General features: G+C 65.5%; 17 protein-coding genes and 1 riboswitch. Of the genes, 5 read left to right on the forward strand and 12 right to left on the reverse strand.

What is annotated here, in order from left to right; genetic code table 11:
• Nucleotides 1-19: 19 nt before the first annotated feature.
• Together LKE50_00385 and uxaC are read right to left on the reverse strand one after the other, a co-directional pair.
• Nucleotides 20-1537: a tagaturonate reductase gene (locus tag LKE50_00385; GenBank protein ID MCH3967101.1), complete on the reverse strand. Its 1518-nt coding sequence runs from the start codon at nucleotides 1535-1537 to the stop codon at nucleotides 20-22.
• 9 nt (nucleotides 1538-1546) lie between these two features.
• The gene (uxaC, locus tag LKE50_00390) at nucleotides 1547-2965 is read right to left on the reverse strand and encodes a glucuronate isomerase (GenBank protein ID MCH3967102.1); all 1419 of its coding nucleotides are present in this window, start codon (nucleotides 2963-2965) and stop codon (nucleotides 1547-1549) included.
• 367 nt (nucleotides 2966-3332) lie between these two features.
• Between uxaC and LKE50_00395 the strand changes: the two genes are divergently transcribed.
• On the forward strand, nucleotides 3333-4388 hold the full coding sequence (locus tag LKE50_00395; protein ID MCH3967103.1) for a LacI family DNA-binding transcriptional regulator: 1056 nt from the start codon (nucleotides 3333-3335) through the stop codon (nucleotides 4386-4388).
• 117 nt (nucleotides 4389-4505) lie between these two features.
• Here the strand turns inward: LKE50_00395 and LKE50_00400 are convergent, their stop codons facing one another.
• Both LKE50_00400 and crcB read right to left on the reverse strand, forming a co-directional pair.
• The gene (locus tag LKE50_00400; protein ID MCH3967104.1) at nucleotides 4506-7226 is read right to left on the reverse strand and encodes a phosphoenolpyruvate carboxylase; all 2721 of its coding nucleotides are present in this window, start codon (nucleotides 7224-7226) and stop codon (nucleotides 4506-4508) included.
• A gap of 210 nt (nucleotides 7227-7436) precedes the next feature.
• Nucleotides 7437-7844, reverse strand: a complete 408-nt coding sequence (crcB, locus tag LKE50_00405) for a fluoride efflux transporter CrcB (protein ID MCH3967105.1) — start codon at nucleotides 7842-7844, stop codon at nucleotides 7437-7439.
• A gap of 61 nt (nucleotides 7845-7905) precedes the next feature.
• A riboswitch (Fluoride riboswitch) is annotated at nucleotides 7906-7979 on the reverse strand.
• 106 nt (nucleotides 7980-8085) lie between these two features.
• On the opposite strand from crcB, the gene LKE50_00410 reads away from it, so the two are divergent.
• Nucleotides 8086-8805, forward strand: coding sequence for a GntR family transcriptional regulator (locus tag LKE50_00410; protein ID MCH3967106.1), 720 nt, complete (start codon nucleotides 8086-8088; stop codon nucleotides 8803-8805).
• A gap of 66 nt (nucleotides 8806-8871) precedes the next feature.
• On the opposite strand, the gene LKE50_00415 is transcribed toward LKE50_00410, so the two are convergent.
• The 5 genes from LKE50_00415 to aspS form a co-directional block, all read right to left on the reverse strand.
• Nucleotides 8872-9747 (reverse strand): PTS system mannose/fructose/sorbose family transporter subunit IID, encoded by an 876-nt coding sequence (locus LKE50_00415; protein ID MCH3967107.1) that lies wholly within the window; start codon nucleotides 9745-9747, stop codon nucleotides 8872-8874.
• Nucleotides 9734-10666 carry a PTS sugar transporter subunit IIC gene (locus LKE50_00420; GenBank protein ID MCH3967108.1) on the reverse strand — a complete coding sequence of 311 codons (933 nt, stop codon included), beginning with the start codon at nucleotides 10664-10666 and terminating at the stop codon, nucleotides 9734-9736. Before LKE50_00420 ends, LKE50_00415 begins: the two co-directional genes overlap by 14 nt.
• A 58-nt stretch (nucleotides 10667-10724) precedes the next feature.
• Complete coding sequence (locus LKE50_00425) at nucleotides 10725-11204, reverse strand: PTS sugar transporter subunit IIB (GenBank protein MCH3967109.1); 480 nt, start codon at nucleotides 11202-11204, stop codon at nucleotides 10725-10727.
• On the reverse strand, nucleotides 11201-12997 hold the full coding sequence (locus LKE50_00430) for a beta-galactosidase (protein ID MCH3967110.1): 1797 nt from the start codon (nucleotides 12995-12997) through the stop codon (nucleotides 11201-11203). Before LKE50_00430 ends, LKE50_00425 begins: the two co-directional genes overlap by 4 nt.
• Nucleotides 12998-13186: 189 nt before the next feature.
• Nucleotides 13187-14956, reverse strand: coding sequence for an aspartate--tRNA ligase (gene aspS, locus LKE50_00435; GenBank protein MCH3967111.1), 1770 nt, complete (start codon nucleotides 14954-14956; stop codon nucleotides 13187-13189).
• 185 nt (nucleotides 14957-15141) lie between these two features.
• Here aspS and LKE50_00440 point away from each other — a divergent pair, with 185 nt between their 5' ends.
• Nucleotides 15142-15792, forward strand: a complete 651-nt coding sequence (locus LKE50_00440) for an HAD-IA family hydrolase (GenBank protein ID MCH3967112.1) — start codon at nucleotides 15142-15144, stop codon at nucleotides 15790-15792.
• A 54-nt stretch (nucleotides 15793-15846) separates the two neighbouring features.
• On the opposite strand, the gene LKE50_00445 is transcribed toward LKE50_00440, so the two are convergent.
• On the reverse strand, nucleotides 15847-17091 hold the full coding sequence (locus LKE50_00445) for a CapA family protein (GenBank protein ID MCH3967113.1): 1245 nt from the start codon (nucleotides 17089-17091) through the stop codon (nucleotides 15847-15849).
• A gap of 12 nt (nucleotides 17092-17103) precedes the next feature.
• Nucleotides 17104-18732: a 4Fe-4S dicluster domain-containing protein gene (locus LKE50_00450; protein ID MCH3967114.1), complete on the reverse strand. Its 1629-nt coding sequence runs from the start codon at nucleotides 18730-18732 to the stop codon at nucleotides 17104-17106.
• A gap of 175 nt (nucleotides 18733-18907) precedes the next feature.
• Here LKE50_00450 and LKE50_00455 point away from each other — a divergent pair, with 175 nt between their 5' ends.
• A complete protein-coding gene (locus tag LKE50_00455) occupies nucleotides 18908-20311 on the forward strand; it encodes a glutamate synthase-related protein (protein MCH3967115.1) in 1404 nt (467 codons plus the stop codon).
• Nucleotides 20312-20323: 12 nt separating this feature from the next.
• Here the strand turns inward: LKE50_00455 and LKE50_00460 are convergent, their stop codons facing one another.
• Entirely contained in the window at nucleotides 20324-21040 is a 717-nt protein-coding gene (locus LKE50_00460; GenBank protein MCH3967116.1) for an RluA family pseudouridine synthase, read from the reverse strand.
• 76 nt (nucleotides 21041-21116) lie between these two features.
• On the opposite strand from LKE50_00460, the gene LKE50_00465 reads away from it, so the two are divergent.
• Nucleotides 21117-21635 carry a DUF421 domain-containing protein gene (locus tag LKE50_00465; protein MCH3967117.1) on the forward strand — a complete coding sequence of 173 codons (519 nt, stop codon included), beginning with the start codon at nucleotides 21117-21119 and terminating at the stop codon, nucleotides 21633-21635.
• Nucleotide 21636: the final 1 nt, after the last annotated feature.

The raw sequence follows: 21636 nt of genomic DNA on the forward strand, positions 1-21636 counted from the left end.
CTTTCCTCTTGGTGGGTCGCTAGTCGGTCTGGGTGCAGGCCACGAGCGCGGCCTTGGGTCCATCCGTGCGGATGGCCGTGAGGTCTGCCGCCACGAGGTCGGCGAGACCGGGGATGTCCGTGAGGTCCGTGTCCCAGAGGCCCTCGTCGCCGAGGACGGCCTGGACCAGTCCGGGCACCTCGTCTGTTGCATGGGCGTGCAGGAGCTCGAGGATGTCGCGGTTGTCGGTGGCCACGTAGGCATCGCCGTCCTCACGCGTGAGATGGATGCCGTCCTCCTCGAGCGTGCCGCCCGGCCTGGTATAGAAGGCGATGAGGGCCGCGAGCGAGAAGGTCAGGCGGCGCGGGAGGTCGTGCCTCCCCTCGACGTAGTCAAGCAGCGTCGGCAGGTCGCGGGCCTTCCACTTCGACACCGAGTTGAGGCAGATCGAGAGGAGCTGATGGTCGATGAAGGGGTTGTCGAAGCGGTCCGCCACGGCTGCGGCGAACGCCTCGCAGTCGGACTGCTCGAGCGCCGGGACCAGCGTGGGGATGACCTCCTCCTGGAGCATCCCGTCCATGAAGGTGCGAATGGCCTCGTCGTGCATGCAGTCGCGCACGATGTCGAAGCCGGCAAGGTAGGAGCAGGGCACGAAGGCCGTGTGCGCCCCGTTCAGGATGCGGACCTTGCGACGCTTGTAGGGAGAGACGTCCTTCGTGACGAACACGGTGTCCAGCCCGGCCGCCTTGAAGGGCAGGCGGTCCTCGAGGTCAGCCGTGCCCTCGATGCCCCAGAGGTCGAACGGCTCGCGCACGTCTGCCAGGGCATCGTGGAAGCCGGCGCGCTCGTCGAGCGCGGCAGCCTGGTCCGGGTCGCGCACGGCACCGGGGACGATGCTGTCGACCAGGGTGGTGCAGAAGGTGCAGTCGACGTCGAGCCAGCGCTCGAAGCCGGCATCCCACCCCCATTGGCGCGCGTACCTGCCCACGCACTCGCGCAGCTTCGCGCCGTTATGGTCGATGAGCTCGCACGACAGCACGATGACGCCGGGGAGGTTGGCACGCCAGCGGGCATAGAGCACCTGGGTGAGACGGGCCGGGAAGCTTGCCGGCGGCTCGTCATAGGGCTCGCAGGAGTCGTCATAGACGATGCCTGCCTCGGTGGTGTTCGAGATGACGAGCTCGAGGTCACTCGAGCAGGCGACCTCCATGAGGTAGAGGTAGTCGCCGGTACGATACGGGTTGATGCAACGGCTCACGCATGAGATCACGCGCATCTCGTCGACCTTGGCACCGTTCGCGGTGCCGCGCGTATGGACCGTATAGAGGCCGTCCTGCTCGTTCAGGGCATCGGCCCGCGCGGCCGCGCGCTCATGGGCCTGCACCATCACGACCTTGCCGTTCCATCCCGTGCGCTCGTTCGCGCGGTCGACATAGCCCTCCACGAAGGCACGCAGGAAGTTGCCGTCACCGAACTGGAGGACCTTCTCGGGGGCATGCTCGAGCAGATAGCCCTGGTAACCGATGTCGTTCAGGGTCTTGTAGCTAAGGTTCCTCATCGTTTTGCCCTACTCCTCGTCGAGCGGGAAGCCAAAGTAGCGCACCGCGTTGTTGTAGGAGATGTCGCGCACCATCCTGCCGAGTGCCTCGCGGTCGTCCGGGTACATGCCCCGCTCGACCCACTCGCCCATGAGGCCGCAGAGCACGCGGCGGAAGTACTCGTGGCGGGGGTATGACAGGAAGCTCCTCGAGTCGGTGAGCATGCCCACGAAGTTGCCGAGGACGCCCTCGTTGGCCAGCGTGGAGAGCTGGGCGCGCATGCCGTCCTCCGAGTCGTTGAACCACCAGGCGCTGCCGTGCTGGACCTTGCCGACGGCGGGACCCTCCTGGAAGCAGCCCATGATGGTGTCGATGACGGCGTTGTCGTTGGGGTTCAGGCTGTAGAGGATCGTCTTGGGAAGTCCGCCCGCCTGCATGAGGCCATCGAGGAAGTCAGCGAGCTGGTCTGCGGGGGTATGGTTGCTGATGCAGTCGAAGCCGGTGTCAGGACCGAGGCGCTTGAACATCTTGGTGTTGTTGTCGCGCTTGCAGCCATAGTGGAGTTGCATGACCCACCCCAGACGCACGTACTCGCCGGCAGCGAACCTCATGAAGGCAGTCTTGTACTTGAGGATGTCCTGCTCGCTCACCGGCTTGCCCGCCACGCGGGCCTCGAAGATGGCCTCGACCTCCTCGGGGGTCGCGTCGACGTTCATCACGTAGTCGAGGGCGTGGTCCGCGGCCTTGCAGCCCATCGTGGCGAAGAAGTCGAAGCGCCGGGAGAGCGCGGACTTGAAGTCCTCGAACGTCTCGACCTCGCGACCGCAGACCTTGGCGAGCGATGTCACATAGTCGCCGAAGCCAGGCTTCTCGATGCCGAGCGCATGGTCCGGGCGCATGGCCGGGACGACCTTCACGTCGAAGGTCGGGTCGGCCGCGATCTTGGCATGCCACTCGAGGGAGTCGGCAGGGTCGTCCGTGGTACAGATGAGACGGACGTCAGACTGCCTGATGAGACCGCGACAGGACATGTCAGGCTCGGCGAGCCTCTTGTTGGCAAGGTCCCAGACCTCCTGGGCGGTCCGTCCGTTGAGTGCGCCCTCATAGCCGAAGAAGCGCTTGAGCTCGAGATGGCTCCATTGGTAGACGGGATTGCCGATGCAGCGCTCGAGGGTCTCGGCCCACTTCTGGAACTTCTCGCGCGGGTCGGCGTCGCCCGTGACATAGGCCTCGTCCACACCGTTGGCGCGCATCAGGCGCCACTTGTAGTGGTCGCCGCCAAGCCAGACATCGGTGATGGTGTCGTAGCGCTTGTCCTCGAAGATCTCCCGCGGGGAGATGTGGCAGTGGTAGTCCACGATGGGCATGCCCTCGGCATAGGTGTGGAACAGCTCCTCGCCCGTGGTCGTGCTGATCAGGAAGTCCTTGTCGTCCATGAAGCTCTTCATCGCACGCTACCTCCGTGGCTGTTGGCTGCTCTGAAACCGGTTACATGATACGGCGTAGTTCTTTTTCTTGATAGGATGAGATTCCTTGCCAGAATCCATGCTCGTCTCAGCACACGTCATTATTTGCCCAGGTATTTGATATTGTTTCTCGCCTACATCTGTCTCGTGAATAGTAGGATGATGAGGTGATTTCTCCCTGCGAGCGGTATATGGAACCGTTTTCATCGTTACAGAGCACACGAATCGTGCACAGATCGGTGTGTCCTTGCCACCCCACATCTGCGCACAGGGGTCAACCGCATATGCGCTCCCTCGTTTCGCCCTATACTTGGCAGCAATGAAACCGTGCCCACGCCGGGAGGTTCCCATGGACGAGAAGAAGACGACCATCAACGACATCGCCACTGCCGCCGGCGTCTCGAAGACCACGGTGTCGCGCTACATCAACGGCCGGACCGACCTCATCAGCAAGGAGACCTGCACCCGCATCGAGATGGCCATCAAGCTCTCGGGCTACCGTCCCAACGCCATCGCCCGCGGCCTCAAGACCCAGCAGTCGTTCCTCATCGGCGTCATGGTGGCCGACATCACGAGTCCCTTCTCGGCGGCGTTGGTGAGCGGCATCAGCCATGGGCTCGTCGATGATGGCTACGTACCGGTCTTCGCCAACTCCGAGAACTCGGGCGAGCGTGAGGCGGCCTTCGTCAACTCCCTGCTCGCGCACCAGGTGGACGGCCTCATCGTGAATGCCACCACGGCCGACCAGCCCAACCTCATCTCGCTCGCGGCCTCGGGATTCCCCGTGGTCCTCTGCGACCGCTCGATTGCCGACTACAACTTCGACATCGCGCTCGGCGAGTACCGCGCCCCGGTGCTCGACCTCGTCCGCCACCTCCACGACGAGGGGTTCGGCAGGGTCGTGCTCGTGAGCCAGCCCTACGAGCAGACGTCCCCACGTCGCACGCGCCACGACGCGTTCGTCGAGGGAGCCCGCTCCGTCTTCGGGGTCGAGGACCCCGAGAAGGACGTCTTCCTCATAGACCCGCGCTTCCCCAAGGACATCATCCGTGCGGTCCGCACCATCGTCGAGACCACGCCCGAGGGTGTCACCCCTGCCGTCATCGGCGTGAACTCCGTCACGATGGTCGGAATCCTCAACGCGGTGGAGCAGCTGGGGCTCTCCATGCCAGGCGACATCGGCATCTGCGGCCCCGACGACTGGGGTTGGGCACGACAGATGGGCTGGGACTGGTCCGAGGTCATGGGAGGCGGCATCACCACCTTCAAGGTCGACCCCTTCGACATCGGCGAGGCCGCAGCCCATCTCATGGCAGGACGCATCGCCGACCCCGCGCGCGACAAGGAGACGATCACGATTCCCTCGAGCATCACCGTGCGCAGCTCGACCTCACGCAAGGCATAGCCAGCCGTCACGCCGCGAGCGCAGGACAGGGGCGCGGCATGTCAGATGACCTCGACAAGGGACGGGCCGGCCACCAGAGGTGACCGGCCCGTCGGACTCGGACGTATGGGACGTGCATCAACCCGTGTTCTGAAGGCCCGCGGAGACTCCGGTCACGGTCGAGAGAATGAGCTTGATGTAGAGCTCGTGCTCCTCGGCAGTGAGCTCCTCCTCCTTCTCGCGGACCTTGGCAAGCGCACGGACCTGCGAGAGCGAGAGGGCATCCACGTAGGGGTTGCGCAGGCGCACGGCCTGCCCGAGGACGCGACGGTGCTGCAGCGGCCATTCGTCGCCCACGATGGCAAGCGTCCACTTGCGCGTGAGCGCCATCTCGTCGAGGACCTTCTTGGTAAGGTCGTCACGGTTGCCCAGACCGAGGTACATGCGGGCGAAGCGACCATCCGTCTTGGCGATGGACATCTCGATGTTGTCGATGAAGGTGGTGAACAGCGGCCACTCGGCATAGGCCTGCTTGAGCAGGGGAAGGTCATTGAGCGTCTCACAGGCGGTTCCGAGGCCATACCATGCGGCCAGGTTGATGCGTGCCTGCGACCACGAGAAGACCCAGGGGATGGTGCGCAGGTCGTCGAGCGAGGTGGCTCCCAGGCCGCGCTTTGCCGGGCGACTGCCGATGGGCAGCAGGCCGATCTCGGCCAGCGGCGTCACCGTGGAGAACCACGGCGTGAAGTCGTCGGTGCCAAGCAGGTCGAGGTAGCGGGCATGCGATGCCTTCTCGAGCCGGGAGGCCATGTCAGCGTACTTCTGCGTCATGGTCGTGTTGATGTGCTCGATGGAAGGTGCCGACTGCTCCAGGGTGGCACCGGCGATGCTCTCGAGGTGACGCTGTGCGAGCACCGGGTTGCCATAGCGGGCGAAGATGACCTCGCCTTGCTCGGTGAGCTTGAACCTGCAGTTGACGGAGCCCTTAGGCTGCGCGAGGACCGCCTTGTTGGCAGGTCCGCCACCGCGCCCGACGGCGCCGCCGCGGCCGTGCATGAGGGTCAGGTCGATGTCGTTCTTCTCGGCCCACTGGGCGATGCGCTCCTGGGCGCTGTGGAGCGCGAGCGTGGCGGTGGTAGGACCGGCGTCCTTGGAGGAGTCGGAGTATCCGAGCATGACCTCCATCTTGCGGCCGGTCTGGGCGAGCCTGCGCTGGACGTCGGGGAGCTCGAGCATGTCGTCAAGGACGCCGACGCAGCCCTCGAGGTCCTCGAGCTGCTCGAACAGCGGGATGACGTCGATCGTGGGAACGTCGGCCTGGTGCGCGAAGGCAAGGCGCGCCAGCTCGTAGACGTCGGCCACGTTCTGGGCTGACTTGGTGAACGAGATGATGTAGCGACGCGCCATCTTGATGCCATAGCGCTTCTGGATGGAGCCCAGCGCGCGGAAGGTGTCGAGCACCTCATGGGTCATGGGGTCGAGCGCACCGCGCTCGCCGTTGCGCCCGTGCTCGCGGATGTCGGCCAGCGCGCGTGAGTGGACCAGCGAGTGCTGACGGAACTCCATCTCGACCATATGGAACCCGAAGGTCTCGACCTGCCAGATGAGGGTCTGGACGGGACCGTAGGCAGCACGTGCCGAGCCGCCGGCCGCGAGCGAGCGCTGGACGATGCGCAGGTCGGCGAGGAACTCGTCGGCCGAATGGTACATCGTGTCGCTGTTGCGCGTGATGGTGGCCGTGAGGCGGTCGGCCATCACGAGCATGACGGCACGATGCGGCTCGGACTCGGAGATGAGCTGCGCGCGACCCGTGAGGACCTCGCTCATCTCGACCTGGTGGTTCCAGAGGTTCACGAGCTCGGCCGTAGGCTTGGTGCGCGTCGAGTCGAGCGTGAGGTTACGACCGATGTGATAGCACTTGTCGTGCAGCGTCGAGACCATGTGCGTGAAGTACTTCGCGGCGACCTGACGGCTCACCTTGGCGGTGACGTTGGGGTTGCCGTCGCGGTCGGAGCCGATCCACGAACCGGGATGGAAGAAGGCCGGGCAGACCGGAGCCACGCGACCGGCATCCTCGCCCAGGGCCCAGTCGTCGAAGCGACGGTAGACCTCGGGGATGGTGTCGAAGAGGGTGTTGTCGAAGATGTCGATGATGGTGTCGGCCTCTTCGACGGGGGTCGGCTTCTTGATCGCGATGGGAGAGGTGCGCAGGAGCGCGTCGATCTCCTGGAGCATATGGCGCTCGTTCTCGGCAAGGTCGGACCCGCCGAGGCGGGGATGCTCGTCGAGCAGGCAGGCCAGGCGGCGGATCTTGCCCTCGGTCGCCTTGCGGCGGGCCTCGGTGGGATGCGCCGTGAACACCGGGTGGAACTCGAGCTTGCCCAGGAGCTCACGGGCCCGCTCGGGGTCGGTCTCCTGCTCGAGCTGGTGGTAGGCGACGACGAGCTCGTTCGATGTGTCGACGTCGGTGTCGAGCGAGATGGCTGCCTCGCGCTCGTGGAGGGTCCGCACGCGATAGTTCTCCTCGGCCAGGTTGGCGAGGTGGAAGTACGTGGTGAGCGCACGGGTGAGCACGGTCTGCTGCTCGACGGACAGGCCGTCGACCAGGCTGACGGCCTTCGCGAATGCCTCGTCGTCTGGCGAGGCGCCCGCAGCGCTCACGGACCCACGCTCGTCGGCGGCGATGAGGTCCGCCAGCAGGTCGTCGAAGGTCGTGCGCAGGGCGGGGTCGTACTCGGTCAGGACCTGGCGCAGCAGGCGAAGGAGCAGCTCCATGTCATCGAGCAGGCTCTTGGGCACCTTCATGCCCGAGAAGGTCCTTGCGGCCTCGGCACGCGCACGCTCACGCGCGACGCGGATGGCCTCGTGGCGAGCCTTGAGGCCCTTGCGATTGGCATCATCTAGCACGTATGTGTCTCCTTGTTATCGGCATGAACAAGGTCGCCCGGCGGCTGACGCCGTCGAGTCCGATGTCCTATGGTAGCCACCTTTGCCCATCTGACGCAAACCTCTGCAAACACGTAACCGTTTAGAAAACCAAGGTCGCCCTGCGGACACAGACCGATCTCCCTATGCGACCAGGAACTTCGAGAGCCGCAGGCCCACGACCACGGCGAGGCAGCACAGCCCGACGTTGAGGGCGACGTTCAAGGCGACGCCACCCCAGCTGCCCGCCTCGGCGAGCTGGACCGTCTCGCTCGAGAAGGTCGAGAAGGTCGAGAGGCCGCCGCATATGCCTACGGCCAGCAGGAGCCTGAGGTTCGCCGGCAGCGGGCTCGCGAGGTCCATGCCGGTCACGAGACCGATGATGAGGCCGGCTGCGAGGTTGGCCACGAGGGTGCCAGCGGGAAGCCCGGGTAGCCACGCCCTCATCACGAGTCCCACGAGGTAGCGGCCGACGCTTCCGACGAATCCTCCCACGCCGACGGCGGCGACCTGCTGGAGGAGCTCCGCCCACTCCCCTACATCATGTGGCATAGCCATTCCCTTCTGATCAGCGACAGGCCCAGAACGCAAGATGGTCCCTGCCCGTCCCTTCGGACAAGCAGGAACCATCAGCCGTTGTGGCGGTTTTGCCTTCTGGCCGGGGAGCGTCCCATTCCCCGTCGTGTCGTTTTGCCAGTATAGCCGTCATCCCGCCACCGTCTAACCGCTAGAATGCATGGAGGGTCCCGACGAGGCACATCGGGTGCCCCCAACCCCAAGAAGAAGGGCTCCCATGCGCGTTCCGAAGTACCTCTCCATAGAGGAGGACCTGCGCAAGCAGATCGTGTCAGGCACGTTCGAGAGCGGCGACCGGTTCTACAGCGAGTCCGAGCTCTCCCGCATGTATGACGCGAGCTCCATCACCGTCATCCATGCCATCAAGGACCTCGTGAGCCAGGGATACCTCGTACGCTACCAGGGCAAGGGCACGTTCGTCTCTCGCGCGCGCAAGCACAAGCTCGTGGAGTTCACCGACGTGGAGGTCTTCGCCGACGTCTCTGACGAGGAGGTCGTGCGGGTGGTGTCGATGGAGCATCAGGATGACACCGTCATCCGCGACATCCTGCGCCTCGCCCCCCAGGAGGGCTACGTCCGCTTCGTGCGCGTGCGCTCCGTCCAGGGAACGCCGTACATCCTGCAGTACTCCTACATCCCCGACCGCTATGTCCGCGATGACGTGGAGCCCTCGTACTACGAGTCCATCTACACCCGACTTCGCGAGGACCACGGCCTCCACCTCAACGACGAGCAGGCCGACGAGACCGACGAGATCGTGATGCCGGCACCCGACGAGGCCCGCGACCTCCTCGGCATCGGAACGGACGTGCCCTGCGTGCTCCAGCACAAGACCACCACGCTTGCCGACGGTCGTGTGGCCGAGCATGTGACGAGCTACAAGCGCTGGGACTTCTACAAGATCGAGTTCTCGACCTATCAGCGCCCCACCGCGTGAGGAACGCGAGACGGGCCGCGCACCCGAAGGTGAGCGGCCCGCCGAGGAAAGGGGCTCTTCTATCGCTCAGCCCTTGGCGATGATGCCGAACGAGGCAAGCACGATGCAGACGACGATGACGATGAAGATGGCCTTGGTCGAGGTCATGTTCTTCTTGCCGAGCATCCAGTAGATCACGCCCACGATGCATGCCGGCAGGAGACGCGGCAGGATCATGTCGAAGGTGTTCTGCAGGTCGAGCGTCACGCCCATGATCTCGGGCGACCACGCGAACACGACGTTGACCATGGTCGCGACCAGCGCGCCGACCATGAAGACGCCGAGGACCGAGGCCGCCTCGGTGAGAGCCGACAGGCGTCCCTGCATCGTGGTGACGAGCGACATGCCGGCCTTGTAGGCACCCTTGAGCTGCTTCCAGCGGAAGACCATCACGGCAAGGGAGGCCGCGATCCAGATGACCACGCCGAAGGCGTTGCCGGCGATGGCCATGTTGGCCGCGAGGGCACCGAAGACGGTGGGGAGGAGTGCGCCGAAGATCGAGTCGCCGATGGCCGCGAAGGGGCTCATGAGACCGGTCTTGATGCCGGCGACGGTCTCCTCGGACTCGATGCCCTCCTTCTCCTCGATGGCGAGGTCGATGCCGATGATCACGTTGTTGAAGAAGTTGGACGTGTTGATGAACTGGGAATGGGTCCGCATCATCTGCTTGAGCTCCGGCGTGTCGTCGCCATAGATCTTGCGGAGCTGCGGGAGGATCGTCCACAGGTAGCCGGACCCCTGCATGCGCTCGTAGTTCCAGCCCATCTGGTAGCCGAACAGGCTCCTCTTGCAGATCTGGTTGAAGTCCTCGTCCGTGAGCTGGTAGCCAGTGGTACCGGGAGCCTTCCCGGCAGTCTCGGTGCCCTCGACCGAGAGGTCCTTCTCGTCCTTAGAGCTCGTCATCTTCGATCTCTCCCTTCTGGTCCGCGACGGGTGCCGAGACGCTCTTGCGTGCCTCGGTGGAAGTGGTCTCCGCCTCTGCGGCAACGGCGGGCGCACCCGACTGGGTCGAGTTCTTGTAGTGCATCATCGCGAGTGCCAGGCCGATGAGGGCGATGGCAAGCATGGGCAGGCTGTTGAAGGTGCCCGCGAAGTCGGTCGAGACGGCGGCGATGCCCTTGCCCAGGAGCTTGTCAGCCCCGAAGAGCGTCGTGAAGAGGGCTGCGATGGTGAAGCCCAGGATGAGGTACGGGAGGTGCTTCTTGACGGGCAGGTACCTCAGCAGGATGGCGAAGCCGACCGCAGGGAGCACCGCACCGGCGACCGTGAGGCCGTCGCCCAGCCACTTGAGGTCGCCTGCAAGGAGCGCCACGACCTGCTCGACGAGGCCGCTGCCGAAGGCCAGGGCGAGGAACACCGGGATCATGCGAGAGAGCGCCCACGAGACGGACCCCAGCAGGTAATCTCGGTTGATACCCTTGTAGTCGAACTTCTCGATGTCGGCATCCACCCTGTGGGCGAAGAAGGTGTTGGCGTAGCGACCGAGGATGTCGGTGTAGATGAGCAGGCTCGCCACGGGTACCGCGATGGCCGCGATGGCCTGCTCGGGATCCATTCCCAGACCCACCGAGAACGCCACCGCGATGAGCGTCCCCGAGTTCGCGTCTATCTTCGACGCCCCGCCGAAGGTCCCCACGCCCAGGACCGTGAGCTGCATGCTGCCGCCGATGAGCAGGCCGGCGCCTACGTTACCCATCACGAGCCCTGCGAAGAGACCTGCGAAGACCGGCTGTGCCAGGCTCGACCACGCGTTCAGGTCGTCCAGGATCTGGTAGCCCGCGTACAGCGTCAGCAGCAGGATCTGCCACCATGCGATTGCCATTGTTCACTCCTCCATCTGTCTGTGCTGCCTTATTCGTTTCCTATACGTGCTACCGGAACTAGGCCTTGCGAAGCAGGGTCATGAAGTCCTCGGCCTTGTCCTGGGGAACCATGCGAGAGACGAGACGAACGCCCAGGCCCTCGAGCTCCTCGAAGTCAGCCACGTCCGCATCGTTGACGGCCACGGAACGCGTGACCTGGACGGCCGGCTGGGGACGTGCGATGTTGCCTACGATGACCTCGCCGAGGTCGACGCCGGCCTTTGCCAGGCCTACGAGCGCATGGGGGTCTCGGACGAGCACGAGGAGGCGCTGCGAGTCATAACGGCCCTCGAGGATGTTGGTGGCGGCGCGCTCCACGGGCAGGACGCTCAGGCGCGTCCCCGCCGGGCAGGCAAGCTTGAGGATCTGCTTGTCGGTGTCGCTCTCGGCGGCCTTCCCGTCGACCACCATGATGCGCGTGATGTTCAGCGCGTTGGTCCAGAGGTTGGCCACCTGCCCATGGATGAGCCGGGCATCGATACGTGTTGCTGCGATCATGCTTCCTCCTTGTCCTGCTCCCCGGGGGCGTCTGCGACCGGCCCCTCGGAGAGACGTATGACGTCCTGGTACGTTCCCTCGGTCTCGAAGACCACGATCGTGTTCGTGCCTGCATGGAGCAGGCCGTGGGGCACATAGAGCGACCTCACGGGGCCACGGCTCCAGAAGCGTCCCACATTGGTGCCGTTCACGAGCACGCATCCCTTCCCGAACCCCGTCAGGTCGACGAAGGTGTCGGCGGGTCGCCCAAGGTCGAGCTCATAGCGATAGAAGGCCGGCTGGCCTTGCTGCCAGCTCCCCGAGAAGTCGATGCCGTCAGCACTTGCGAGCGTCAGGGACCAGGCCTTCCATCCGCACATGAAGTGGAGGTCGGCACAGACCCCCGTACGGATGCCCTTGTGCTGCGTGTCGGCCAGGAGCTTGTGGCCATAGTTCACTCGTCCCATGTTCTCGACGAGGATGTCGAGCTCGTTCATGCCAGGCCGCGGCCTGACGTCGATGTCCTCGCCGACCTCCTCCTGGTACTGCGTGGCCACGACCGTGCCGTTGAGAAGCACCTGTACGCGGTCGCTCGCATCGATGACGCGGAGGCGCTCCTCGGCCGCGTCGCGCTCGAAGGTCGTGCGGTAGAGTACGTAGCCATAGGCTTGGCCCATCTGCTCCATGGGCACGGGATAGGTCCCCTCCCAGGCGTCCGAGATGCCCTCGAGCGTCGAGGCGAGCGCCACCTTGCCCGTAAGGGGGACCTCACGTGCCGGGAGGCTCCCCTTCACGAGCGGCTCCGCCTGGGGGAGGTCAGGCATGAGGTCATGGACCATCGCCTTCAGGGCGAAGTACTTCGGCGTGGGGTTGCCCTGCTCGTCGAGGGGGGCGTCATAGTCGTACGAGGTCACCTGATGGAGGTCATGGCGTCCACGGGCCGAGCAGCCGTTCATGAACCCGAAGTTGGTGCCACCATGGAACATGTAGAGGTTCACGCTGCCGAGCTCCAGTGCCTCGCGGACGGAGTCGGCCAGCTCCTGGGGGTCACGACGCACGACGGGTTCGCCCCATCGGTTGAACCAGCCGTCCCAGAACTCCATGCACATGAGCGGCCATGTATGACCGTGCTCCTCGTTGAAGGACTTGAGCTCCGAGAAGTTCTCACGCGCGTGGCTTCCGAAGTTGCCCGTCGCGAGGATGCCGTCGTCGGCCAGCGAGCCGGCACGCAGGCATGCGCGCCAGGGGCCGTCGGAGGTGCAGAGCTCCACGTCGACGCCGCGTCCGCGCATGAGGTCGACGAGGGCACGCAGGTAGGGCTTCTCCTCGCCATAGGACCCATACTCGTTCTCGACCTGCATCATGATCACGTTGCCGCCGTGGGTGAGCTGATGGGGCACGAGGCGCGCCATGAGCTCGTCGTAGTAGGCGGCGACCTTGTCCAGGAAACGGGGATCCGCCGAGCGCGGACGCATCGTCCGGTCCGTCAGGAGCCAGGCGGGGAGACCGCCGAGCTCCCACTCGGCGCAGATGAACGGAGAGGGGCGGACGATCGCGTAGAGGCCGAGGTCGGCTGCGATGTCGAGGAAGCGACCGAGGTCGAGGCCAGCCTCGAAGTCGAAGGTCCCCTCCTTGGGCTCATGGAGGTTCCACGGCACGTAGGTCTCGACCGTGTTGAAGCCCAGAGCCTTGAGGTTGTAGAGGGAGTGGTACCAGTCATCCGGATGGACGCGGAAGTAGTGGATGGCGCCACTCATGATCTTGAATGGCTTGCCGTCCAGGTAGAAGTCGTCCTTGACCTCAAAGCTCTGCACGCGTCTCTCCCCTGCTCGTCGTCTCTTCTCACATGACTTAATATAATAAGATGATAAGTGGCGCGTGACGAGAATCGGAAAGTCGCGACAGACGGTAGGCAATCAGCTGTGAGCGGCTGCAGAACAGAGCGAGGGGCCCGCCCGATGGCAGGTCCCTCGCTTCATACGTATGGTTCTACCTGCAGTGACTTACAGCACCCTCAGGCTCACGTCCTTGAGCTGGCGGGTCGAGACCTCGGAGGGAGCGGCGCTCATGAGGTCGCTGCCCGAGCTGGTCTTCGGGAAGGCCATGACGTCGCGGATGGAGTCGGCACCCACGAGCAGCATGCACACGCGGTCGAGGCCGAGCGCGAAGCCGCCCATCGGGGGCGCACCGAAGCCGAGGGCCTCCATGAGGAAGCCGAACTGGGCCTTCGCGCGGTCCTCGTCGAAGCCCAGACGCCTGAGCACGCGCATCTGCAGGTCGGCGTTGTGGATACGCATGCCGCCACCGCCGGCCTCGAAGCCGTCCATGACGAAGTCATAGGTATAGGAGCCCACGGAGAGCGGGTCGGTCTCGATCTTGTCGATGTCCTCGACGACCGGCTGCGTGAACGGGTGGTGCTCGGCGCCATAGCGCTTCTCGTCCTCGTCGTACTTGAACATCGGGAAGTCCACGACCCACAGGAAGTCATGGCCCGGACGGTCGATGTCGAGGGCGTCGGCCATGTGGGAGCGCATGCCGCCCAGGATCTCGTCGGAGACGCGACGGGGACCCGCCGCGAACATCACGAGGTCACCGGGCTCCACCTCGCACTCGCCCCTGAGGGCGGCCATCTCGTCGTCCGAGAAGAACTTCACGATGGGGCTGTTCACGGAGCCGTCCTCGCGGAAGGCGATCCAGGCCAGGCCCTTGGCACCGAAGGTCGCGGCAACGTCCGCGAGCTTGTCGATCTCTCCGCGGCTCCAGGTGCCGGCACCCTTGGCGTTGATGCACTTGACGACGGAGCCCTCGGTGTTGGCCGCACTCGAGAAGACCTTGAACTTGGAGCTCTTGAAAATGTCGGTCACGTCATGGAGCAGCATGCCGTAGCGCGTGTCGGGCTTGTCGGAGCCATAGGTGTCCATGGCCTCCCAGAACGGGATGCGACGCAGGGGCCTCGGAAGGTCGACGCCCACCTTGGAGAAGGCATCCCCGAGCACGTCCTCGACCTCGGACATGACGTCCTCCTGGTCGACGAAGCTCATCTCGATGTCCACCTGCGTGAACTCGGGCTGGCGGTCGGCGCGGAGGTCCTCGTCACGGAAGCACTTGGCCACCTGGTAGTAGCGCTCGACGCCAGAGACCATGAGCAGCTGCTTCAGGAGCTGCGGCGACTGTGGGAGGGCATAGAAGTTGCCCGGCTGCGTACGAGAGGGGACGATGAAGTCACGGGCGCCCTCGGGCGTGGACTTGAACAGGATCGGGGTCTCGACCTCGGTGAAGGTACGGCCGTGGAGCGCCTCGCGGATGGCGAAGGTGAAGTCGGAGCGCAGCTGCATGTTATGCATGAGCTCGGGCCTGCGGATGTCGAGGTAGCGATAGCGCAGACGCACGTCCTCGGCCGTATCGATGCCATCCTCGATCTGGAACGGCGGGGTCTTGCTCGTGTTGAGCACGTCGATGTGGCTCACGAGCACCTCGACCTCGCCGGTCGGGAGCTTGGTGTTGGCGGTGTCCTCGGGGCGCTCGCGGACGGTGCCGGTCACGAGGACGGGCCACTCGGGACGGATCGTCTCGGCGGTATGGAAGGCGGTGCCGCCAGAGTGCTCGGGGTCGAACGTGCACTGCGTCACGCCCGCACGGTCGCGGAGGTCCACGAAGATGAGGCCACCGTGGTCGCGGCGACGCCAGACCCACCCCGTGAGGGTGACGGTCTCGCCGATGTTGCCGGCGCGGAGCTCGCCGCAGTCGTGCGTGTGCATGCTGTGCTTGGTCATTGCATGGTTCCTCTCGTCTGCACCACCCCGTGTCGGTACGGGCGGCGTCTGGCAGATGGCGCGGGTTACGGAGACAGCGCACCCGCGCACGCAAGACGGCATTGTACTACGCAGGGACCCATGGCGCGGCAGGATGGGCGGTCTCCATGCGCTAGGCTGGATGCGAACCTGACGAGAGGAGCCCCATGCGCTACACGGCAGCACTGTTCGACATGGACGGGACGGTCCTCGACACCCTCGAGGACCTGCACCTCGCACTGGACCACGCGCTGGAAAGCCAGGGCCTGCCCACGCGAAGCCTCGAGGAGTGCCGACGATTCGTGGGCAACGGCATCGCCAACCTCGTGCGTCGCGGTGTTCCGGAGGGCACGGACGAGGCGACCACCCAGGCGGCCTTCGAGGAGTTCAACCGCTGGTACAAGGTGCACTGTGCCGACCACACCCACCCCTACCCCGGCATCGTCGGGCTCCTCCGAGACCTCGCAGGGGCAGGCGTGCCGGCCGCCGTCGTCTCGAACAAGAGTGACTATGCCGTCCAGGAGCTGGCAGGCCAGTACTTCCCTGGCCTGCTGACGACCTCGATGGGCGTCCATGAGGGATGCCCCAAGAAGCCTGACCCAACCATGTGCCAGGCCGTGATGGGCACCATGGGTGCGGACCCCTCCTCCACCTGCTACATCGGCGACTCCGAGGTCGACGTGGCCACGGCGGCCAACGCGGGGCTCCCCGGCATCATCTGCCTCTGGGGGTTCCGCACGCGAGAGGAGCTCGAGCCCACCGGTGCCACGACGTTCGTCAGGGACGTGGACGAGCTCAGGGGCCTGCTGCTGGGATAGACAGGCCTGTCGGGCAGTGTCGCACGCGATACGCCGACACGTATGCCTCTGCCGTCAGACCGTGCCCTTGAGGACGCACGCCTCCGCGTCGAACCCGCTTCCCAACACCTGCGCACAGAGGTCCTTGCAGTACTGCAGCGAGAAGGTCGGATCTTGGCTGAGGATTCCGTTCTGCGACGCGAGCTCGTCGGTGTACTCGGCAAGGTGATAGGTGGTCATGGCCGCGGTCCCCGAGACCTTCTGGTCCACCAGGGGGTCGAACTCGTAGGACGAGACGCGGGCACCTGACGAGTCCTTGACCATGCTCACCTTGGCCATGCCGCCCACCATGCGGGCGGCCTCGGCCTGGCATGAGACGAAGTTGCCGAGCGACCAGAAGACCAGCATCTTGTGACCGTCCGCTCCGGCCATGACCTCCACGGGCTCGATCACGTGGGGATGCGTCCCGATGACGACGTCGACCCCCGCGTCGCACAGGGTCTGGGCCCATCCCCGTTGGTAGTCATCGCTCCCGAGGTCGTACTCGGTCCCCCAGTGGGGCATGAGCACGACGAGGTCCGCCTGCTCGCGAGCATCAGCGACGCCCTGGGTGACGGTAGGCTCGTCGAGGATGTCGCAGCACCAGGGTGCCTCCGAGGGCAGCGAGCCCACGTTCGTCCCATACGTGTAGTTGAGGAGGGCCACCTTGAAGCCGTCCTTCTCGAAGACGGTGATGGCGTCGTGCGCCTCCTGGGACTCCGCGATGCCGAGAGGCGTCACCTCGGGATGCGAGGCGTGCCAGAAGTCGAGCTCGCTCTGGATTCCCGCATAGCCCATGTCGAGGCAATGGTTGCTGGCACAGGTCACATGCGTGATGCCGATGGCAGCCTCTGCATCCCCTATCTCCTGGGGGCTGTTGAAGCTGGGGTAGGTCGAGAGCCCCATCTGGGTGCCCCCGAGGATGGTCTCCTGGTTCACCAGGGCGATGTCGGCTGCGGCAGCGTCATCGGCCATGTGGGCGAAGAGGTGGTCGAAGTTATAGCTTCCGTCGCCCTGGAGCCCCGATTGCCATACCCCCTGGTGGACGAGGACGTCACCCACCATCATGAGGTCGATCGAGGTCGAGGTCGAGGTGACCGCAGGCTGTACCGCGTCATAGACCGTCTCACGGCCCGGGGAGGCCGCGGGCACAGACGATGCGGTGCTCGCACATCCAGCCGACGCCAGGCCCAGGAGACCTGCGGCCGTCGCAGCAAGGAAACCCCGTCGCGTGACGGGAGCCCTGCACCCCCCAGACAGGCCTGCGTGGTCGTGCGGCATCGGTCCTCCTCGCTATGCGTCCGCCGATGGGCCCTCTTCGACATCTGGGCCTGCGGCCTTGTCGGCCGTGATGTCCGCCGCGTGCACGTCGGCCGCGCCCCGCTCGTTCTCGGCAACGAGGGCACGGACCGTGGTGCGATAGGCGTCGTCGGTGGCGTTCTTGTGCTTGGCACGCTTCTTGTACATGTTGACCATGACCGTGGACTTCACGATGGACTGGAGCGTGCCGGCACCCGCCACGCACCCGCCGGGGCAGGCCATGCCCTCGAGGAGGTAACCGTCGAGCTTGCCCTTGCAGGCGTCCTTCATCATCTTCCGGCAGTCGTCGAGTCCCTCGGCTGACATGACCTTGACCTCACGGTCGGGATACTTGCGATGGATGGCGTTGACCACGGCGGACGCGACGCCACCAGAGACGGCGAACCCGCGCCCGTCGGCGCTCGCGTTGGCGAAGTCGGACTTGTCCTCGGGATCGAGCGCGAGGTAGTCGATGTCCTTCGCGTCGAGCATGGCCGCGACCTCCTCGAACGTGAGGACGAAGTCCACCTCGGAGCGCACGGTCTTTCGCATGGCCTCGAGCTTCTTGGCGGCGCACGGCCCCACGAAGACGATCTTGGCATCGGGGTGCAGCTCGCGGATGAGACGTGCGGTGAGCGTCATGGGTGTGAGCGCCATCGATATGCAGTCCGCCTGCTCGGGGAACTCCTTCTTGGCCATGACCGACCAGGCCGGACAGCACGAGGTGCCCATGAACGGCTGCTTGGAAGGCACCTCGTCCATGAAGTCCTCGGCCTCCTGGATGGTGCAGAGGTCGGCACCCACGGCGACCTCCTCCACGCCGGCGAATCCCAGTGCCTTGAAGGCGGCCTTGAGGTTGCCCACGTCGCCCTTGCCGCCGTACTGGCCCACGAAGGCCGGCGCCACGGCAGCGATGACCTCGTCGCCCGCCTGGATGGCCTTGATGACCTGGAAGAGCTGGCTCTTGTCGGCGATGGCACCGAAGGGACAGTTCACGAGGCACATGCCGCAGCTCACGCACTTGTCGTAGTCGATCTCGGCACGGCCCTGCTCGTCGGAGGTGATGGCATGCATGCCGCAGGCCGCGGCGCAGGGGCGCTGCCGGTGCATGATGGCACCGTAGGGGCACACCTTGGCGCACTTGCCGCACTTGATGCACTCCTCGTGGTGGATGTGGGCCTTCTTGTCGATGAACTCGATGGCCCCACGAGGGCAGCTCTCGCGGCAGGGGTGGGCAAGGCACCCCTGGCACTGGTCGGTCACGACGTAGGAGTTGTCCTCGCAGGCGTTGCAGGCGAACTTGATGATGTTGATGAGGGGCGGCTGGTAGTAGGTCTCGGGCTTGGCGGCCTCGGCGATGCCGTCCGAGAGCTTCTGCGGCTTGTCGACGCCCTGGAGGGGAAGGCCCATGGCAAGGCGGACGCGCTCGCCCACGATGGCTCGCTCGAGGAAGACGCTCTCGCGATAGGTGGCGACGTCACCGGGGATGATCTGATAGGGCAGCTCGTCGACCCAGGAGTAGTCGTCGCCCTCGTTCGAGTAGGCGAGACGCGCGACCTCGCGGAAGACCTGCCTCCTGATGCGGGTCAGGTTGGTATAGACGCCACGCATGGTATCGCTCATGAGATGTCCCCCACTCGATACTTCAGTTCTTGTCACTTGCATGGTACCAGCACAGGGGTCCCATCAATTCAAGTTCCGCCATCGAACACGACAACCTCCGTAAGGACGCACGTCGACAGTCGGGTACAAGTCCCTTGGTCATCCATCACGTCACCTCGACCCCTCGGGAGGTACCATGGCTCGCTTCCAATGCCCCATGTGCGGTTACGTCTTCGACGAGGAGAAGGAGGGCACGGCCTTCGACCCGGCGGCTTATAGCTGCGTCATGTGTGGCACGCCAGGCGAGAAGTTCATCCGGCTCGACGACGAGCCTGAACCTGCCGAGGCCCCCGCGCGTTCGCAAGCCCCTGACGACCCGCTGGCCTACCCCGCAGACACCTTCCGCCAAGACCCCACGCTCCCCCACATGGACCAGATCCACGAGATGGCCCTCACGGGAAGGCCCATCAGCGCCGCCATGGGCACACGGCTACCCCTCCCCTCCTGGGATGACATCCTCGTCCTGGGAGCCCAGCTCGACCCCATGCCACTTGCCGATGACGCCGAGGTCGACTGCACCACCGTCATCGGGCCGAACGCCAGGCAGCCCATGGTGCTCGCCAACCCCCTGCTCGTCTCGCATATGAGCTTCGGTGCCCTCTCGCGCGAGACCAAGCATGCCCTCGCACGCGGGGCGGCCAAGGCCCGCTGCGGGACCGAGAGCGGCGAGGGCGGCGTCCTCCCCGAGGAGCAGGCCGCCGCCTATCGTTACGTCTTCGAGTACGTGCCCAACCGCTACAGCGTGACCGACGACAACCTCCGCGCAGCAGACGCCATCGAGGTCAAGGTCGGCCAAGGCACCAAGCCTGGCATGGGAGGGCATCTCCCCGGCGAGAAGTGCACGGCCGACATCGCCCGCTTCCGCGGGGTCGAGGTGGGCACGACCGTCCAGTCGCCCTCGCGCTTCCCGGGCATCGAGGACCGCGACGACCTCGCCCGGCTCATCGACGACCTCCGGCGGCGCAGCGAGGGACGCCCCATCGGCATCAAGCTCGCAGCCGGCCACATCGAGGACGACCTCGCCTTCGCCCTCGACGGCAGGCCTGACTTCGTCACCTTCGACGGACGAGGCGGTGCCACGGGCTCGAGCCCCGTGATGCTGCGCGACGCCGCGAGCGTCCCCACCATCTTCGCGCTCGCACGTGCGAGGGCCTACCTCGACAAGCACGCACCCCAGACGAGCCTCATCATCACAGGCGGCCTGCGCGTCTCGTCCGACTTCGTGAAGGCGCTCGCGATGGGGGCCGACGCCGTGGCCGTGGCAAGCGCCGTCCTCATGGCCGCCGGCTGCCAGCAGTACCGCATCTGTGGGAGCGGCATGTGCCCTGCGGGCATCGCCACGCAGGACGAGGGGCTGCGTCGCCGCCTCGACGTGGACGCTGCCGCGACCCGTGTGGCCAACTTCCTTGGTGCGAGCTGCGAGGAGCTCCGCATGTTCGGCCGTGTGACGGGTCACGCCGACATCCATGACCTCTCGCGCAAGGACCTCGTCACCGTGGACCGCGAGATCGCCAAGCGCTGCCACATCAAGCGGGCATAGGCCTCTCGCAGGTCAATCGGCCGCCACGTCACCCTCGCCGAACCACCGGTCGAAACGGTGCGGCCACGGCGCGCGGACGACCAGGTGCTCGCCCGTCACGGGATGGTCGAACTCCTCCTCCAAGGCATGCAACATGAGGCCATCGTCACTGCGCTCGCCCCCATAGAGGACGTCGCCCACGATCGGATGGCCATCCGTCGAGAGGTGCACACGAATCTGATGGCGCCGACCGGTCCTGAGCTCGACCAGCAGCAGGGAGTGGACGCTCGCTCCCCCACGGGTCCTCCCCGCCGAGGTCCGCGCCTTGCAGACGGCCCTGGTCTCGGCGGGCTTGCCACCCTCGCCGACACGCATGCGTCGGGCGTCGTGACGGTCACGGGCGATCGGGCCATCGAAGCGCTGGCACTCCCAGGAGACGTCCCCTGACACCACGGCGAGGTAGCGCTTGTGCATGCCGTGGCCCGCCACCAGCGCGTCGAGCTTGGGCTGCACGTCCTTGTCCAGCGAGAAGCACACGACACCCGTGGTCTCGCGGTCGAGGCGCTGCACGGCCTGGAGGTCGCTCGCATCGCGCCCCTCGGCCTCGAGATGGGACCGCACGAGGTCGGTCAACGTGGCGGCTCCCGTGCCGTCGCCATGGACGATGATGCCCGCCGGCTTGTCCACCGCGACCAGCCACTCGTCCTCGTAGAGGGTGGCGAGGCCCTCGTCCCTCTCGGTATCGTCCATTGCCCGCTCCCCCCGTCCGGCCCGTATGACCCCAGTATGGACCACGGGCTACAATGGCCACGTGGAAAGGGACCGCATGGAGGTACTGCAGGGATATCTCGTCATCGTCGCGAGCACGGCCGTGGTCTACCTGTTCGTGGTGATCGCGCTCAAGGTCTTCGGCAAGACCGAGATCGCGCAGCTCTCGGTCGTGGACCTCGTCTTCATCATGCTCCTGGGCAACGCCGTGCAGAACGCCATGGTGGGAAGCGACACCACGCTCGCAGGTGGCCTCGTGGCCGCGACCACGCTGTTCGTCATGAACCTCGCCTTCAAGCAGCTCCTCTACTATGTCCCAGGCTTTGCTCGCCTCGTCTCGGGAGGCCCCATCACGCTCGTACGGGACGGCGTCGTGAACGAGCGCAACCTCAAGAGGTCGCTGCTCACCCATGACGAGCTCGACGAGTCCCTCCGCGAGCACGGGATCGAGCATGTCGAGGACGTCGACTACGCCATCCTCGAGACCGACGGCAACATCTCCGTGATGTCCAAGCAGTTCGAGGCCACGACCTCACGGTCGAGGCGCGTTCCCCGCAGGAGGACCCGGAAGGACTAGG

This window comes from Atopobiaceae bacterium, assembly GCA_022483015.1.
Classification (GTDB): domain Bacteria; phylum Actinomycetota; class Coriobacteriia; order Coriobacteriales; family Atopobiaceae; genus JALCUE01.